At 69.3% G+C, this 17,149-nt stretch carries 12 protein-coding genes; 7 read left to right on the top strand and 5 right to left on the bottom strand.

The window, feature by feature from the left end:
- Positions 1-29 precede the first annotated feature (29 nt).
- Positions 30-2,810, bottom strand: a complete 2,781-nt coding sequence (locus ABZ803_RS21955) for an FAD-binding and (Fe-S)-binding domain-containing protein (protein WP_357041344.1) — start codon at positions 2,808-2,810, stop codon at positions 30-32.
- A gap of 227 nt (positions 2,811-3,037) precedes the next feature.
- On the opposite strand from ABZ803_RS21955, the gene ABZ803_RS21950 reads away from it, so the two are divergent.
- A complete protein-coding gene (locus ABZ803_RS21950) occupies positions 3,038-4,918 on the top strand; it encodes an ABC transporter ATP-binding protein (RefSeq protein ID WP_357041131.1) in 1,881 nt (626 codons plus the stop codon).
- Positions 4,919-4,928: 10 nt separating this feature from the next.
- On the opposite strand, the gene ABZ803_RS21945 is transcribed toward ABZ803_RS21950, so the two are convergent.
- The 3 genes from ABZ803_RS21945 to ABZ803_RS21935 all read right to left on the bottom strand — a co-directional run bounded on the left by ABZ803_RS21945 (position 4,929) and on the right by ABZ803_RS21935 (position 8,821).
- Entirely contained in the window at positions 4,929-6,449 is a 1,521-nt protein-coding gene (locus ABZ803_RS21945; RefSeq protein WP_357041129.1) for an alpha/beta hydrolase, read from the bottom strand.
- A 278-nt stretch (positions 6,450-6,727) separates the two neighbouring features.
- Positions 6,728-7,723, bottom strand: coding sequence for an oxidoreductase (locus ABZ803_RS21940; protein WP_357041127.1), 996 nt, complete (start codon positions 7,721-7,723; stop codon positions 6,728-6,730).
- Positions 7,724-7,750: 27 nt separating this feature from the next.
- Entirely contained in the window at positions 7,751-8,821 is a 1,071-nt protein-coding gene (locus tag ABZ803_RS21935; protein ID WP_357041124.1) for a DNA polymerase IV, read from the bottom strand.
- Positions 8,822-8,891: 70 nt separating this feature from the next.
- On the opposite strand from ABZ803_RS21935, the gene ABZ803_RS21930 reads away from it, so the two are divergent.
- Together ABZ803_RS21930 and ABZ803_RS21925 are read left to right on the top strand one after the other, a co-directional pair.
- Positions 8,892-9,476: a TetR family transcriptional regulator gene (locus ABZ803_RS21930; RefSeq protein ID WP_357041121.1), complete on the top strand. Its 585-nt coding sequence runs from the start codon at positions 8,892-8,894 to the stop codon at positions 9,474-9,476.
- Positions 9,473-9,925: a PaaI family thioesterase gene (locus ABZ803_RS21925; RefSeq protein ID WP_357041118.1), complete on the top strand. Its 453-nt coding sequence runs from the start codon at positions 9,473-9,475 to the stop codon at positions 9,923-9,925. The genes ABZ803_RS21930 and ABZ803_RS21925 overlap by 4 nt, the downstream gene beginning before the upstream one ends.
- A 90-nt stretch (positions 9,926-10,015) precedes the next feature.
- Here ABZ803_RS21925 and lon read toward each other — a convergent pair whose 3' ends face one another.
- Positions 10,016-12,346, bottom strand: a complete 2,331-nt coding sequence (gene lon / locus ABZ803_RS21920; protein WP_357041341.1) for an endopeptidase La — start codon at positions 12,344-12,346, stop codon at positions 10,016-10,018.
- Positions 12,347-12,600: 254 nt separating this feature from the next.
- Here lon and ABZ803_RS21915 point away from each other — a divergent pair, with 254 nt between their 5' ends.
- The 4 genes from ABZ803_RS21915 to lhgO all read left to right on the top strand — a co-directional run bounded on the left by ABZ803_RS21915 (position 12,601) and on the right by lhgO (position 17,108).
- Positions 12,601-13,956: a hypothetical protein gene (locus ABZ803_RS21915; RefSeq protein WP_357041115.1), complete on the top strand. Its 1,356-nt coding sequence runs from the start codon at positions 12,601-12,603 to the stop codon at positions 13,954-13,956.
- A 112-nt stretch (positions 13,957-14,068) separates the two neighbouring features.
- Entirely contained in the window at positions 14,069-14,860 is a 792-nt protein-coding gene (locus tag ABZ803_RS21910; RefSeq protein WP_357041337.1) for a TIGR03084 family metal-binding protein, read from the top strand.
- 363 nt (positions 14,861-15,223) lie between these two features.
- Positions 15,224-15,901: a hypothetical protein gene (locus ABZ803_RS21905; RefSeq protein ID WP_357041112.1), complete on the top strand. Its 678-nt coding sequence runs from the start codon at positions 15,224-15,226 to the stop codon at positions 15,899-15,901.
- A gap of 22 nt (positions 15,902-15,923) precedes the next feature.
- Complete coding sequence (lhgO, locus tag ABZ803_RS21900; protein WP_357041109.1) at positions 15,924-17,108, top strand: L-2-hydroxyglutarate oxidase; 1,185 nt, start codon at positions 15,924-15,926, stop codon at positions 17,106-17,108.
- Positions 17,109-17,149 lie beyond the last annotated feature (41 nt).

Genomic DNA, 17,149 nt, shown 5'->3' with positions numbered 1-17,149 from the left:
GGATTACTCGGCGGGCGCGTGCGAAAGAATCACTCGCCCAGCAGAAACTGCGCGAGATGCCACGCCTGTCGTCCGGCCAGGGCAGCGGCCTGGGTGCGGCAGGAGAAGCCGTCGGCGAGGAAGATCGCGTCCTCGCCCGCGGCGCGCAGCGCGGGGAGCAGGCCGTTCTCGGCCACCGCCACCGAAATGTCGTAATGTCCTTCCTGCATTCCGAAGTTTCCCGCCAGCCCGCAACATCCGGTGATTTCCGTCACCCCGACTCCCATGCTGGCTAATAATCGGCGCTCGGCATCGAATCCGAGAATCGCATGCTGGTGACAATGGGGCTGGACGACCACCGACTGACCGGTTCGCCTCGGCGGACGCCAGGTCGGCTGTTCGGCGAGGAATTCGGCGAAGGTGCGCATCGCGGCGGCGGTCGGGGCCGATCTCGGGTCGTCCGGCAGCAATTCGGTCAGGTCGCCGCGCAGGACCGCGGTGCAGGACGGTTCCAGTCCCACGACCAGGCCGCCCGCGCCCACGTGCTGCTCCAACGCGCTCAATGTGGCCCGCAACCGCGCACGGGCGCCGTCGAGCTGACCGGTGCTGATCCAGGTGAGTCCGCAGCAGACGCGTCGCTCCGGAATCCGGACCCGATAGCCGAGGGTGGACAGCAGCCGCGCCGCGGCCAGGGCGATCTCCGGGGCGAACGCGTCGGTGAAGGTGTCGATCCACAGCATCACCTCGCCGGAACCACCCCGTTCCTCCGGCGCGTAGGACGACTCGGCCAGGGCGGCCCCCTCGTCCAGATCACGCCAGATCCGGCGGAAACCGCGCGGGGCCAGGCGCGGCACGTCACGGCGCGGATCGATGCCGACCGCTCGTAAACCGGCGCGGCGCAGGGTGTCTCGCCCGGCCAGCGCGTTCACCACGCGCGGCATCCGGCTCGCCACGGACAACCACCGGGGCAACTGGCCGAGCGAGTAGTGGTCGATCGGGCGCGGCCGATGGCGGTAGCGCCGATACAGCGTCTCCGACTTGTAGGTGGCCATGTCCACGCCCGCCGGACAGTCCGACCGGCACGCCCGGCAGGACAGGCAGAGGTCGAGCGACTCGGCGACGGCCTCCGACGACCAGGGCAACGCGCCGCGCACCACCTCCTGCAACACCCTCGCCCGCCCGCGCGTGCTGTCCTTCTCGTCGCGGGTGGCCTGGTAGGACGGGCACATGAAACCGCCGTCGGCGCGGCATTTGCCCACGCCGACGCAGCGATGGACCGCGACGCCCAGATCGCCGTCGTCCTCGGGTAGCACGTAGCCGCTCGACGTCCGGACGGCCGGAACTCCCGCCAGGCGCAGGTCCGCGTCGATCGCCCGCGGCGCGACCAGGACACCCGGATTCAGGACATCGCCCGGATCGAACAGCGCCTTGTAGCCGGCGAAGACGTCGAGCACCGCGGGGGAGTACATCACCGAGAGCAACTCGGAGCGGGCCCTGCCGTCGCCGTGCTCGCCGGAGAGCGAACCGCCGTGCCGCACGACCAGCTCCGCCGCGTCGAAGAGGAAGGCACGGAAACGGCGTGGCGCGTCGGCGATCGGGAGATCGAGGCGGACGTGGATGCAGCCGTCTCCGATGTGCCCGTACAACAGTCCGTCGACGCCGTGGTCGCGGGTCAGGGCCGCGAAATCGCGCAGGTAGGCGCCCAGCCGCGCGGGTGGGACGGCCGCGTCCTCCCACCCCGGCCACGCCGGTCGCCCGTCGGCTGTGCGCCCCGCCAGCCCCGCGCCGTCGGCCCGGATGCGCCACAGCGCCGCGGCGGTCCCGGGATCGGTGACGATCCGGGTGTCCATCGTCCCCGCCGTCCGGCACAGCCGCTGTGCGACGGCCAGCGCGTCGGCCTGCGTCTCGCCCGCGGTCTCCACGAAGAGCCAACCGCCGCCGCGCGGCAGGTCGGGCACCAGCCCCCGGTGCGCCCGGACCACGTCGACCAGCCGCGCGTCGATGCCCTCGACCGCGATCGGCGCGCAGGCCAGCACGGCGGCGACGTCATCGGCGGCGGTGGCCATGTCCGGGTAGCCGAGCACGGTGAGCACGGTGGCCGCGGGCAGCGCGACCAAGTCGACCGTCGCGTCCAGCAGCAGGCCGCAGGTGCCCTCGCTGCCGACGAACGCCTTCGCCGCCGACGCGCCCCGTTCGGGAAGGAGATGTTCCAATCCGTACCCGGACGCCTGCCGGTCGAAGCGCCCCAGATCGGTGCGCAGCACGGCGAGATTGGCCCGGCCGAATTCCGCGAGACCCGGCACCCCCGACAGGTTGGCGGCCAGCGTGCGTTCGGTGCAGGTGCCGTCCAGGATGCGCAGTTCGCGCACGGTGTCGGAGGTGCGGCCCCACGCGACGGCGCGCGGTCCGCAGGCGTTGTTGCCGATCATGCCGCCGAGCGTGCAGCGATTCTGGGTCGAAGGGTCCGGCCCGAAGCGCAGCCCGTGCGGACGAGCCGCCCGCTGCAACTCCGACAGCACCACGCCCGGCTGCACGGTGGCCACGCGCGCGGCCGGATCGATCGACACGATCCGGTTCATATGCCTGCTGAAGTCGAGGACGAGTCCGGGACCGATCGCATTGCCCGCCACCGACGTTCCCGCGCCGCGCGCGGTCACCGGCAGGCCGTGATCGCGGGCGAATTCCAGAGTGATCGCGACGTCCTCGTCGGTGCGGGGAAAGACGACCGCGGCCGGGAGAACCCGATAGTTCGACGCGTCCGAGGAGTACTCCGCGCGCCGTCGCTCGGAGGTATCGACCTCACCCGCGATCGTGCCGCGCAGCGCCGCCATCCGGTTCACAATGTTGATTTTCCCAGCGCCCGCGGTGCTCGGTGCTCGCGACCCCTTGTGGCCCGCGTCCGAGTGACCGCCGGGGTGGACCGAGTATTCGGGCTATGGCCGGTTTCGCTCTCGGCGGAAACGGCGTGCGCCCGGAATCGACTTGAACTCAACCATTGTTGAGGTCCTAGTGTCGGTGGCCAGGTCTTGGATGGGTGGGGAGCGAGAGGGAGAGCAACGTGAGCATCGAATCCGTGGCGTGGAGCCAGATGTACCGGCGGGCGAACGCGCCGCGGGAACAGCGGCCGTTCCGCTTCGCCACCGCCCGGCGCATCATCCGGTTCGCGGCGCCGCACCGGCGAAGGATTGGTGCGTTCTTGCTGTTCAGCGTGGTATCCGCGGTTCTCGCCGTGGCGACGCCGGTGCTGGCGGGCCGGGTGGTCAACGACATCGTCGGCGGCGCGGCGCCGCGGGTGGTGGTCGTCCTCGCGCTGGTGATCGGCGTGCTCGCGGTGTTCGACGCGGGGCTGGGGTTGGCGACCCGATGGATGTCGGCACGAATCGGCGAGGGGCTCATCCTAGATCTGCGCACCGCCGTGTTCGACCACGTGCAGAAGATGCCCGTCGCCTTCTTCACCCGAACCAGGACCGGCGCACTGGTCAGCCGCTTGAACAATGACGTCATCGGCGCGCAGCGCGCGTTCAGCGACACCCTTTCCGGCGTGGTGGCCAACCTCGTCACCCTCGCGCTGACGCTCGGGGTGATGCTGAGCATCTCGTGGCAGATCACGTTGCTCGCGCTGGTTCTGCTTCCGGTGTTCGTGTTTCCGGCGCGCCGGATGGGCAACCGCTTGGCGGACATGCAGCGGGAGGCGGCGCGGCTGAACGCGGCGATGAGCACCCAGATGACCGAGCGGTTCTCGGCGCCGGGCGCCACGCTGGTCAAGCTCTTCGGCCGTCCGGAGCAGGAGTCCGGCGAGTTCGCGCTGCGGGCCCGCCGGGTGCGCGATATCGGCGTGCGCACCGCGATGCTGCAAACCGTTTTCGTCACCTCGCTCACGCTGGTGTCGGCGCTGGCGATCGCCCTGGTGTACGGGCTCGGCGGCTGGTACGCGCTGCGCGGGCAGTTGGACGCGGGCGCGGTTGTCTCGCTGTCGTTGCTGTTGACCAGGCTCTACACCCCGCTGACCGCGCTGGCCAGCGCCCGGATGGAGATCATGGCCGCGCTGGTGAGCTTCGAGCGCGTCTTCGAAGTGCTCGACCTGAAGCCGCTGATCGAGGAGGCGCCCGGCGCGAAACCCGTTCCGGCCGGCCCGGTGGCGGTGGAGCTGGACGCGGTGAGCTTCGGCTACCCGTCGGCCGACAAGGTGTCGCTGGCCTCGCTGGAGGACGTGGCGAATCTGGACACTCGCGGCGGGGTGGAGGTGCTGCACGAGGTGTCGCTGCGCGCCGAGCCCGGTCAGCTGATCGCGCTGGTCGGCTCGTCCGGTGCGGGCAAGTCGACCATCGCACAGCTGGTCTCCCGGCTCTACGACGTCGACGGCGGCGCGGTGCGGTTGAACGGCGCGGACGTGCGCGAGCTGACCACCCGATCGATCCGCGAGACGGTCGGCCTGGTCACCCAGGACGGGCACCTGTTCCACGAGACCATCCGGGCCAATCTGCTGCTCGCGCGCCCGGAGGCCACGGAGGACGAGCTGTGGGACGCGTTGGAACGCGCCCGGCTGCGCGACCTGGTCGCGTCGTTGCCGGACGGGTTGGAGACGGTGGTCGGCGAGCGCGGCTACCGGCTCTCCGGCGGTGAGCGGCAGCGGCTGACCATCGCGCGCCTGCTGCTCAAGCAACCGCGCGTGGTGATCCTGGACGAGGCGACGGCGTCGCTGGACTCGACCTCCGAAGCCGCCGTGCAGGAGGCGCTGAGCGAAGCGCTGGAGGGCAGGACCGCGCTGGTGATCGCACACCGGCTGTCCACGATCCGCGCTGCCGACCAGATCCTGGTGCTGGAGGAGGGCCGGATCATCGAGCGCGGCACGCATACCCAACTGCTGGCCGCCGATGGCCGCTACGCGGAGCTGTACCGCACCCAGTTCGCCGAGGAGCCCGTCACGGCGGCGGCCTGACCCGCCCGTCCTAGCTCTCCGTCCGGTCCGCGGTGCAGGTGGTGTCGGTGTCCGGCAGGGTTCCCGCGCCGAAATAGGCGTTGATCGCGTGGTTCACACAGCTGCTCAACTCGGGCCGGAAGGTCATGTGGATGCGGACGTCTTCCAGGGTGACCATCCGCGAGGCCGACAGATACTCGTGCAGCCGGACGGCGTGGGCGTACGGAGTGCGCGGATCTCCCGCCGCCTGCACGATGAGCACGGGCACCGCATTCCGGACCACCGTCGGCGGTTCGACCGGCCGAGGCCAGAAGGCACACGGCTGGATGTTGCCCGCCAGCGCGCCGAACACCGGTTGCGTGGCCCGGCTCTCCTCGATGTTGCGCCAGTACCACGTGGGATCGATGGGTGCGCCGACATCGCCGCAGGCGATCTGCGCCAGGACGGAGTTCTCGTTGTCCCGCAGCGCCGCCACGATGGCGCGCAGCCGTGGCGTGCGCGAGGCGGTGGGCGGGCCGCCTGCGTCGTCGGCGAGCTCGCGCACCGTCGCGGCCAACGGTTCGTTCAGCCGGAAGTTCCACAGCAAGGAGTGCAGGATGAACGGCAGCCAGTGGTCGTCGATCGCGAAGTCATCGATGACGATCGGCCTGCGGTTGACGACGCGGACCAGCTCCTCGACCTTCGCGCGCACCTGCTGCGGCGTCGCACCGAGCCGGAACTCTTCGTCCCGGGCTGCGGCCCACACCGCCCAATCGTCCAGCGCGATCTCGTCCGAGGGACCCCAGTCCTGGACCAAGCCCTCCCAGTACCGGTCCGGGTCGATAGCGCTGTCGAGCACGATTCGATCACTGCGCTCCGGGAACATCTGGGTGAACACCGCCCCGAGATACGTGCCGTAGGACAAGCCGTAGAAGTTGACCTTCTGCTCGCCCAAGGCGGCTCGGACCACGTCCATGTCCCGCGCCGTGTTGCGAGTGGTGAACTGCCGCACCAGCTCTGGATCGCGAACCACGCACGTGGCGGCCATGCCGGCGGATTGGACGGTGTCGTGCACGAAGCCGAGCGGGTCGAGGCCCGCCGACCGGATCATCTCGCCGACCGGCCACCCGCACCGCGGGCTTCGGCTGGACTCGCCGACCCCGCGCGGATCCATCCCGATCAGGTCGTAGCTCGCCAGCACGTCCGGCGACAGCACATCGCCGAGCAGGTCCACACTGTCCAGTCCCGGGCCGCCCGGACCGCCGGGATTGGACAGCAGGATTCCCCGCCGCCGCGCTGGATCGCTCGCCTTCACCCGGGAGATCGCCAGGTTGATCGTGCGATCGCCGGGCCGCGCGTAGTCGAGCGGCACCTGGACGTTCGCGCACTCGCCCCCGGCCTTGTCCAGGTTCTCGACGCCGCACGGTTTCCATTCGAGCGTCTGGTGATAGAACCGGTCCGAGCTGTTCGGCTGCGGGTCGGCCACCGGATCGGCCCGGCTGTACGTGGGCGCGGCGAGTAGCGCGGAAACCGCCACTATCGACATCGAACGCCAGAACAGATTCGCGGACAACGAAGTTCGCCTCTCGGCCGGTGCGATCACATGCTTGCCGAAGAACCGTATCGGATCAGGCCCCGCGACGGTGGCAGCGTCTTCCCCCGCGCGGCGTGTTCGGCTCGCGCACCATCCACGGTGCGAAGTCATCGCGCGTAGTCCTTCGCAGCGGGAGATCGATCAGCGAAGCCCGGCTCGATTCGTTCGAGCCGGGCTTCGCCGGTTCCTACGTCGCTGCGTCCGCTGGGGTGCGGATTTGTCCGAGCCCTACCGAAGTACGCCGAAGAACCGGCGGCTCAGAATTCGCCGAGGACGCCGATCACGGTGCGCCCGCGGTGGTTGCCGCTTTGGATGGAGCGCAACACCTTCTCGGCCTCGGTGATCGGAGCGTGGTTGACCAGGGACGACAGGTGCTGCGGGCGAAGCTCTTTGCCGAGCCGGGACCATACCTCCCGGCGACGGTCGATCGGGAGATTGACCGAGTCGATGCCCTCTAGCGCGACGCCGCGCAGGATGAACGGCATCACCGTGGTGGGCAGTTCCGCTCCGCCGGTGAGTCCGCTGGCCGCAACCACGCCGCCATATCCGATGGCGCTCAGCACGTAGGCGAGCGAGGCGCCGCCGACGCTGTCCACGGCCGCGGCCCACCGCGCTTTGGTCAACGGCCGCGGCTTGGCGTTCGGATCTTCGGGCAACCTGCCGATCACCTCGTTCGCGCCGATCTCGCTGAGCAGATCGTTCGCGTCGGTCTTGCCGGTGGAAGCGATCACCTCGAAGCCGAGGCCGGAGAGGATATCGATGCTCACGCTGCCGACCCCGCCGGTCGCGCCGGTGACCAGCACCGGGCCCGCGTCGGGGGTGAGGCCGCGATCGAGCAGGGCCTGCACGCTCAGGGCCGCGGTGAACCCCGCGGTGCCGAGCGCGGCCGCGTCACGGGGACTCAGGTCCATCAGCTTGACCACCCATTCGGCCGGCACCCTGGCGTATTCGGCGAAGCCGCCGTTGTGCGAAACCCCGATGTCGTATCCGTGCGCGATCACCTGGTCGCCGGGGGCGAAATCGTCGTCGGCGGACTCGACCACCTCGCCCACGAGATCGATCCCGGGCACGATCGGGTAGTTGCGCACCACCCCGCCGCCCTTGGTGATCGCCAGACCGTCCTTGTAGTTCGCACTCGAGTAGTGCACTTTGATCGTCACGTCGCCCGGCCCGAGGAAATCCTCGTTGACCTGCTGCCGGGTCAGGACGATCCCGCTGTCCGTCTCGTGTGCCACCATCGCCCAGAACTCCATGCGCACGAGCATACGAGGGTCTGGGAGCTACTGCGGCAGGAGTTCGAGCCGGACGCCGAGCAGACGAATCGGGCGGTCGAGGTCGAACCGTTCGATGATGCGCAGCGCGGTCTCGGCGATCCGCGCGACGTCGATGGTCGGTTCGGGCAGTTTCTCCTGTTTGCTGCGGGTGTAGAAGGTGTTGGTGCGCACCGTCACGGAAACCCGGGTGCCGATCCGGCCCGCCGCGGCCATCTCCTCGGCGACCTCGGTGGCCAGCCGCGCCACTTGCGCACGGATCTCGCCGGGATCGGTCAGGTCGTGCGGGAACGTCTCGGACTTGCTGCGGCCCACGGGTATCCGCGGTTCGGTGGTGACGTCCGTATCGCCTTTGCCGTGGCCGAGCACCCAGAGATACGGCCCGGTGTTCGGCCCGAACTCCGCGGCGAGACGATGCCGGTCGGCGGCCATCAGATCGCCGACGGTTCGGATGCCCAGCTCGGCCAGACGCGCTGCGATGCGCGTGCCGATACCCCACAGCGCGTCTGTCGGGCGATGGGCCATCACTTCCGTCCAGTTCTCGGCGGTGAGCCGGAAGACGCCCGCCGCGGCGCCCGCACCGGCGTCGGGCTCGGCCGACGACTTGCCCGCCGACTTGGCGAACCCGGTCGCGAGCTTGGCGGTGAGTTTGTTGTCACCGATGCCGATCGAGCAGGTCAGTTCGAGTCCGGCGATGGCGCCGCGCACCCGCTGGGCGAGGGCCTCCGGGTCGTCGGTGTCGGCGGCCAGGAACGCCTCGTCCCAGCCCCACACCTCGACCCGTCCCGGAAACGTCCGCAGCAGCGCCATGACCTCGTCCGAGGCGTCCTCGTAGGCGGTCATGTCGAGCGGAAGGAACACCCCCTCGGGGCACTTGCGCTGGGCGCTGCGCAGCGGCATCCCGGCCCGCACGCCGAACGCGCGCGCCGGATAGGACGCGCAGGTCACCACCTTGCGCGGTTCGGTGGGATCGCCGTTGCCGCCGACGATGACCGGCAGTCCCCGCAGTTCCGGATGGCGGCGGAACTCCACCGCCGCCTGGAACTGGTCGAGATCGACGTGCAACAGCCATCTGGCCACACTCCGTTCTTACCCCAGTGCTGCGACATCGCGCATTGCGCGGATCACCGAACAGAACTAAATTCTGGTTATGAAGATTCGAGATCGGTTGCTGTTGGCGGCCGAGCGCCAGTTCGCCGAGCACGGGGCGCTCGACGCGACGCTGACGCAGATCCGCGCCGCGGCGGGCGCCAGCGTCGGCGCGCTCTATCACCACTTCCCGGACAAGGCCGACCTGTACCGGCAGGTGTGGGCCAACGCGCTCGCGGACTACCAGGAGCATTTCTGGGCAGCGGTCGGCGACAGCACCGACGCGCGCGCGGGCGTCACCGAGGGCGTGCGCGAGCACCTGCGGTGGGTCGGCGAGAATCAATACCGCGCAACCGTGCTCACCTCCGCGCGTCCGCCGGGGGTGCGCGAGAGCGAGAGCAATCGCCGCTTCCTTTCCGACGTAACGCGGTGGTGGCGCACGCACGCCGGATACGGGGCGGTGCGTGATCTTCCGATCGATCTGGTCTACGCGCTGTGGCTGGGTCCGGCGCAGGAATACACGCGACAGTGGCTGGGCGGCGAAATGCGCGTCGGCCCTGCCGAAGTCGCGGGCGAACTCGCCGACGCCGCCTGGCTCGCCCTCGCCGCCGATCGCACCCGAGCCGCAGCGGAGGTCTCCCGATGACGACAACCATGGCCCTCGACCTGGACAGCGCCGAGAAGATACTGGCGGCGCAGCCCTTCGCCACCCTGGTGGGCACCCAGATCACCGCGTTCGGCGACGGCGCGGCCACCCTGATCGTCCCCCTCCGCCGCGAATTGACCCAGCAATTCGGTTACGTGCACGGCGGCGTGCTCGCCTACGCCGCCGACAACGCCCTCACCTTCGCCGCCGGTACGCTGCTCGGCGCGAATGTGCTCACCGGCGGTGTCACCATCACCTACCTCCGCCCCGCGGCGGGCGAGCGTTTGCGCGTCGAGGCAGCTGTCACCGGCGCGACGCGCCGCCAAGCGGTCGCCCATTGCGAGATCTATGCGGAAAGCTCGGGCCGCGAACCCGTTCTGTGCGCGGTGGCCCAGGGCACCACCCGGCTGGCGGAAGCCGATCTGACCGTTGCGAATACCGCCGGCTGACCAACTGCGCCGCGATGAGAAGTGCCGTCCGATGCGCGGCATGCGAACGGCCGGGCACGGAGTTTCCGTGCCCGGCCGTTCCAGCCCAGGTCAGGCGGTAGCCGCGAAGGCAGGCCCCAACGCTGGTTCGGCCACCGGTTCGATGGCGTAGGCGAGGATGTCGGCCACGTCGGCGACGGGGCGGACATCCAGCGCGGCCAGCACTTCCGCCGGGACGTCGTCCAGATCCGGCTCGTTGCGCGCCGGGATGAACACCGTCTTCAATCCGGCCCGCTGAGCGGCGAGCAGTTTCTGCTTCACGCCACCGATCGGCAGCACCCGTCCGTTCAGCGTGACCTCACCGGTCATGCCGACGTCCGATCGCACCTGCCGTCCCAGCGCCAGCGACACCAGGGCGGTGACCATCGTGACGCCCGCGGACGGGCCGTCCTTGGGGACCGCGCCGGCCGGGAAGTGGATGTGGATATTGCGATCCAGCACCGTCGGCTCGATGCCGATCTCCTCCAGGTGCGAGCGCACGTAGGTCAGGGCGATCTGCGCGGACTCCTTCATGACGTCGCCGAGCTGGCCGGTGAGGGTCAGCGAGCGCTCCCCCTCGGCGGCGTTCGCCTCGATGTAGAGGACGTCACCGCCTGCGCCGGTCACGGCGAGGCCGGTGGCCACCCCTGGGACGGCCGTGCGTTCGACCGAGTCGGGGGTGAAGCGCGGGCGACCCAGGTAGTCCTTCAAGTCGGCGAGACCGATCGTCAAGGTGTCGGTATCCACCTCATAACCCAGGTCCGGGTCGTAACCCGCCGCCGCGGGGACGGTTGCGCGCTCGGACAACCGGGTGGCCGCCTTGCGCAGCGCCTTGGCGATCAGCCGTTCCATCTGCCGGACGCCCGCCTCCCTGGTGTAGTTGGCCGCGACCTCGCGCAGCGCCTCCTCGCTGATCGTCACCTCCGCGGCGGTCAGCGCATTGCGCTCCAGTTGCCGCGGCACCAGGAAGTCCCGCGCGATGGCCACCTTGTCGTCCTCGGTGTAGCCGTCGACGGTGATCAGTTCCATCCGGTCCAGCAGTGGGCCGGGGATGGTCTCCATGACGTTCGCGGTCGCGATGAACAGCACGTCGGACAGATCGAGGTCCAGATCCAGGTAGTGGTCGCGGAAGGTGTGGTTCTGCGCCGGGTCCAGTACCTCGAGCAGGGCGGCCGCCGGGTCGCCGCGGAAGTCCGAGCCGACCTTGTCGATCTCGTCCAGCAGGACCACCGGGTTCATCGAACCGGCTTCCTTCATGGCGCGGACGATGCGGCCGGGCAGCGCGCCGACATAGGTACGGCGGTGCCCGCGGATCTCGGCTTCGTCGCGCACGCCGCCCAGGGCCACGCGGACGAACTTTCGGCCGAGAGCGCGCGCGACGGATTCACCCAGCGAGGTCTTGCCGACGCCGGGCGGACCGACCAGCACCAGCACCGCGCCGGACCCGCGTCCGCCGACGACCTCCAGGCCGCGGGCGGCGCGGCGAGCACGGACGGCCAGGTACTCGACCATGCGGTCCTTCACCTCGTCCAAGCCGTGGTGGTCGGCGTCCAGGACGGCGCGGGCGGCCGAGACGTCGGTGCTGTCGGTGGTCTTCACCGTCCACGGCAACTCCAGCACGGTGTCCAGCCAGGTCCGGATCCAGCCCGATTCCGGGCTCTGATCGCTGGCGCGCTCCAGTCTGCCGACTTCGCGCAGCGCCGCCTCACGAACGCTGCCGGGCAGATCGGCCTGCTCGACGCGGGTGCGGTAGTCGTCCGCGCCGTCCGGCTCGTCCTCGCCGAGTTCCTTGCGGATGGCGTTGAGTTGCTGGCGCAGCAGGAATTCGCGCTGGCTCTTCTCCATCCCCTCGCGAACGTCCTCGCTGATCTTCTCGCTGATCTCGGCCTCGGCGATGTGCGCTTTGGTCCACTCGATCAGCGTGGTGAGCCGCTCGGCCACGTCGGGGGTCTCGAGCAGCTCCCGCTTCTGGTCAGCGGTCAGGTACGGGGCGTAGCCCGCGGTGTCGGCGATGGCCGACGGATCGGTCAGCTGATTGACCGCGTCGATGATCTGCCAGGCCTCGCGGCGTTGCAGCACCGAGACGACCAGCTTCTTGTACTCCGCGGCCAGTTCCTTGGTGCGGCCGTCGGGGGCGGGCGTCTCGACCGGCTCGGCCTCGACCCACAGCGCGGCGCCCGGGCCGGTGACCCCGTGCCCGATCTTGGCGCGCCGTTCGGCCTTGAGGACGGCCGCCGGGGCTCCGCCGCGCATACGGCCGACTTGTTCGATGGTGGCGACCACACCGTAGGTGGCGTAGCCCTCGTTCAACCGCGGCGCGAGCAGCACGGCTTCGGTCTTCGCGGCCCGTGCGGCATCGATCGCGGCCTGCGCCGATTCGTCCAGTTCGATGGGCACGACCATGCCCGGCAGCACGATCGGATCGGTCAGGAACAGCACCGGCAGGTTCTGTGGTGTAGTCACGTCTTCGACCCTTCCAAAAGTTGAGCGATGCCTACTCAACCCCGGGGTATCCGGGTTTGTTCCGCCCCGACCGGTCCGTTCGCTGACGGCGAAGTCCCGCTTCGCGTTGACACCTCGTCCAAGGCAATGAGAACGTGGGGGCCTTGGTATCTCATACCGGCGGTACCGCCGGATCGGCTTAGGGAGTCCCATCGATGTCGTCGCTCGCCGCTGGCGTGTTCATCGACTGGGAGAGCTTGACCGGGCAGCCGAAGTTCGTGGTCGACCTGATCACGTTTCCGATCTTCAGCGCGCTGGCGGGCTGGCTGACCAACTGGACCGGCGTGCTGATGCTCTTCTGGCCGATCCGGTTTCGCGGCGTTCGCATTCCCGGCCTGCACGTGCTCTACCCGTACTTCCCGCGGCGGGTCCAGGTGCTGCCGACCTTTTCCGGCGACGGCCGCCGCCTCGGCTTCCAGGGCTTCATCCCGGCACGCGCGGAGAAGATGGCCAGCATCTGCGTGGACAAGGCGCTGATGCGGATCGGCAGTCCGAAGGACTTCATCCACGAACTCGATCTCGACGGTATCGCCGACTACATCGCGGTGCTGGCGCGGGAGCAGGTGCGGCCGCTTGTGGACGAGCTGATGTACCGGGACAACCCGGACCTGTGGCGCACCGTGCCGCGCGCCGCCAAGCAGCTGATCTACCAGCGGGTGGATCGCGAACTGCCCGCCCTGTCGCGTCGCGCGTTCGCCTCGCTCGGCGACAACGTCGACCAGCTGATCGGCATCAAGGGCTTCGTGATCCGTTACCTGGAGGACAACCCGACCATCCTGAAGGACCTCACCACCACCATCGCGGCACCCGAGCTGCGGTTCATGGTCCGTGTCGGTTTGCTCGGCGCGCCCTTCGGCGTGCTGCTGGCGCTGTACATGCATGTGCACCAGAACATTCCGGTGCTGGGCTGGGTGCCGGGCTGGGTGATCGTACTGCTCGCCTCCGCGGCGATCGGTGTGATCGTGAACGTCATCGCGGTGAAGATGGTGTTCGAGCCGGGCGATCCGCAACCGAGGTACAAGTACCTGTGGAAGCAAGCGCTGCTGGCGAAACGGCAGCCGCAGGCGGCCACCGATCTGGCGCACATCCTGGCCTACCAGGTGCTGACGCTGCCCAACTTGTCCAAGGAACTGCTGGAGGGCCCGAACGGGGACAAGACCAGGCAGCTGCTGGAGCGCTTGATCGCCGACGAGATCAATCGTCAGCTCGGTCCGACCACCACACTGGTGCGGGCCGCCCTGGGACGCCGCCAGTTCGACAACCTCACGGTGGGCGCGGCGGGCGCGGCGGTCGGCTTGGCTCCGACCCTGGTCGAGGACGAGGAGTTCAACCGGGAGCAGGCCAAGACCATCGATGAATTCGCGGCGCGCAAGTTGCGGCGGCTCACGCCGGGGGAGTTCATGGAGATGTTCTACGCGTCCGTGGAACAGGACGCGTGGCTGTTGTATCTGCACGGTGCGGTCCTCGGGCTCGCGGTGGGAGCCGCCCACCTGCTGATTTTCGGCTGGTAGCGGGCCCACGCCGAGCAATATAAAACAAGCATGCTTGCCTTTTTTTGGTCTCGCTGCGATGCTGGACCCGGTGGCGCACGAGGCGGTGCGCCCGGTAGCGGCAGGGGAACTGATGGCTGATCTGGAGGCGCTGCTCGGCGACTTCGCCGACGAATGCGCGGACCTCGAACGACTCGTCGGCCCGTTGGCCCCCGAGGAGTGGGCACGCGCCACACCCGCGCCCGGTTGGACCATCGCCCATCAGATCGGCCATCTGGCCTGGACCGACGAGATCGCGACGATCGCCACCGCGGATGCCGCGCGCTTCGGGGAGTTGCTGACCGAAGCGGGGCCACGTGCGCTCACGTTCGTCGACGAGGCCGCCGAGAAGGCCGCGACCGAACCGCCCGCCGATCTGCTGGATCGATGGCGGCGCGGACGCGCCTCGCTCATCGCCGCGCTGCGCGCCGCGCCCGCGGGCGTCAAGTTGCCGTGGTTCGGTCCGCCGATGAGCGCCGCGTCGATGATCAGCGCCCGCATCATGGAGACCTGGGCGCACGGGCAGGATGTGGCCGATGCGCTCGGTGTACACCGCACGCCCACGGCGCGGCTGCGCACCGTTGCCCATATCGGCGTGCGCACCAGGAACTTCGCCTACACCGTGCACGGAAAGACGCCGCCCGCAGCGGAATTCCGGGTCGAATTGACCGCGCCGGATCGCACGATCTGGAGGTGGGGGCCCGAGGACGCCGAACAGCGCGTGACCGGACCGGCGCTCGATTTCTGCATGCTGGTGACCCAACGCCGCCATCCCGACGATCTGGCGCTCGTGACGCACGGCGACGACGCCGCGGAATGGCTCACTCTCGCACAGGCTTTCGCTGGCCCGACCGGTGCGGGAAGGGCAGCGGGCCAGTTCGCCTGACTCGTCTACACCCGGCCCGTCGACGACGCTTCGGAGCGGGCGAGCGCCACACTTGGGTGCGCCGTGTTCATGTCGACGGCCGGACGCCGTTGGCCGGGTGTCTCGAGTGGCAGTCGAGAATGGCGCTCGCCAGCTACCCGACTATTTACCCGTCGGTGCGTTCACGGAAACATCGACGCCATCTACGGCGCGGTGACGCCTGGTCATCCCATCGCGACCACGCCGTCTTTCGCCACGCCGGCTGTGATCCTGCTCTCTTCGATGCGGCAACCCGCCCGACCCCACGGGTAATCTGAACGGGCGTACAGCTTCCCCGGGTGCTGGTCGCTGTGGGGAGCAGCGTCGCAGCGAAAGGAACGCATCGTGACAGCACATCGACCTGCCCAGGTCGCGCGGCATGCCGCCATCGTGCTCGCCGGTGCCGCCAGCTTGAGCCTGACCGTCGTGGCGGGCGCGTATGTCGTGCAGCAGATCGCCGATATGCAGCGCCCGGCCACGCGGATCGCCGCGCCGGTCACTCCGGCCACCCCGGACGAGCCCGACCATGGCCGCCGGTACACCCCCTATCCGGTGCTGACCGGTACCAGTTTCGTCCTGCCCGCGGCTACTTCGGTTCCGCGTGCCGCCGAGCCGGAAACCGCCAGGCCGGAAAGCACCGCGCCGCACGTGGATTCGCCCTCCGCGCCACCCGCCCCCACACCTGTCGGCGGCAAGGTGCGATTCGGCGACGCCTATGTCGGCGCCCAGGTCGCACAGGTCGAGGACGACACCGTCTCGGTCACCGTGGATACCAACGCTTTGATCATGCTGCCGGGTTATCTCCGCTCCGGCCCCGCGTCGGAGACGCCGGCCGTGACCACAATGCGCACCGACCTCGATACCCACAGCGGTGAAGTGCGAATGGCGTTCTCCGATCCGCGACTGGGCGAGCACGACCTGCGCTTGAACCGGCACGCCACGCCGGCACCCAGCGGTGACCTCGGACAGCGGACCACCGAACGCGCGCCCGCGCACGGCGGAGCGGATTCCACCGCCGTGTGAGCTACCGCTTACCCTGCTCGGCATGAGCGCCTACGACTTCTGCGTCATCGGCGGCGGCATCGTCGGCGTCGCGACCGCGCACCGGATCCTGGCGCGCAATCCCGGTGCGAGCCTGGTGCTGCTGGAGAAAGCCGAGCGGCTGGCCGCCCATCAGACCGGCCACAACAGCGGAGTCATCCACTCCGGTATCTACTATCCGCCCGACAGCCTGAAGGCCACGCTGTGCCGCCGGGGCGCTCGCTGGACCAAGGAATTCGCGGCAGCCCACGACATTCCTCACCGCGTCTGCGGAAAACTACTGGTCGCTACGGACGACGCCGAATACGAACGCATGCTCGCGCTGCACGAACGCTCGATCACCAACGGCGTGGCCGTCGAACTGATCGACGCCGCGGAGCTCACGCGGCGGGAACCGCGCGTCACCGGCGTTGGGGCCCTCTTCGTCCCGGACACCGGCATCGTCGACTTCACCCGGGTGACCGAAGCGCTCGCCGAGGAAGTCCGCGGCGCGGGTGGTGAATTCGTGCTGGGCGCCGAGGTCGCCACGCTCACCGAGACTTCGGATGCCGTGACCGCCGCGGGACCGGCCGGCTCGTGGACGGCACGCCGCGCTGTGGTCTGCGCGGGCCTGCAAGCCGACCGGATGGCGCGGGCGGCCGGGCTGCGCACCGACTTTCGCATCGTTCCCTTCCGCGGCGAGTACTACCAGCTGCCGCAGGAGCGAAACGGGCTGGTCAGCACATTGATCTATCCGATTCCGGATCCCAGATTGCCGTTCCTCGGCGTGCATTTGAGCCCGACGATCGACGGAGCGCTGACCGTGGGGCCGAACGCCGTGCTCGGACTGTCGCGAGAGGGCTACCGCAAAGGCAGTGTCGACCTGCGGGACGCGCGGGAAGTGCTCGGATACACCGGATTCCATCGCGTCGCCAAGGCGAATGTGCGCACCGGTGTGCGGGAACTGCGCAACTCGCTGTTCAAGCGCGGATACCTGGAGCAGTGCCGCCGCTACTGTCCGGAGCTGACGCTCGCCGATCTGCGGCCGCGAGAGGCGGGCATTCGCGCCCAGGCGGTGCTGCGGGACGGAACGCTGGTGCACGACTTCATGATCGAGCGCACCGAGCGCTCGGTTCATCTGCTCAACGCCCCCTCACCTGCGGCGACCTCGGCCATGCCGATCGCGGAGCACCTCGTCGACCAGCTCTGAAGACGCTGCGAACGACTTTCCTCCCAAGCAACCATTCGGTC

The organism is Nocardia sp. NPDC047648 (genome assembly GCF_040642815.1).
GTDB classification, from domain to species: Bacteria; Actinomycetota; Actinomycetes; order Mycobacteriales; family Mycobacteriaceae; genus Nocardia; species Nocardia gamkensis.
This window is presented reverse-complemented; position numbering and strand designations above follow the sequence as displayed.

What these genes read in the sequence shown, in the direction of transcription:
- ABZ803_RS21910 (WP_357041337.1), top strand. Translation starts at nt 14,069, where the DNA reads ATGGCTGATCTGGAGGCGCTGCTCGGCGACTTCGCCGACGAATGCGCG.
- lhgO (WP_357041109.1), top strand. Translation starts at nt 15,924, where the DNA reads ATGAGCGCCTACGACTTCTGCGTCATCGGCGGCGGCATCGTCGGCGTC.
- ABZ803_RS21925 (WP_357041118.1), top strand. Translation starts at nt 9,473, where the DNA reads ATGACGACAACCATGGCCCTCGACCTGGACAGCGCCGAGAAGATACTG.
- lon (WP_357041341.1), bottom strand. Translation starts at nt 12,346, where the DNA reads ATGGTCGTGCCCATCGAACTGGACGAATCGGCGCAGGCCGCGATCGAT.
- ABZ803_RS21930 (WP_357041121.1), top strand. Translation starts at nt 8,892, where the DNA reads ATGAAGATTCGAGATCGGTTGCTGTTGGCGGCCGAGCGCCAGTTCGCC.
- ABZ803_RS21915 (WP_357041115.1), top strand. Translation starts at nt 12,601, where the DNA reads ATGTCGTCGCTCGCCGCTGGCGTGTTCATCGACTGGGAGAGCTTGACC.
- ABZ803_RS21940 (WP_357041127.1), bottom strand. Translation starts at nt 7,723, where the DNA reads ATGGAGTTCTGGGCGATGGTGGCACACGAGACGGACAGCGGGATCGTC.
- ABZ803_RS21955 (WP_357041344.1), bottom strand. Translation starts at nt 2,810, where the DNA reads ATGGCGGCGCTGCGCGGCACGATCGCGGGTGAGGTCGATACCTCCGAG.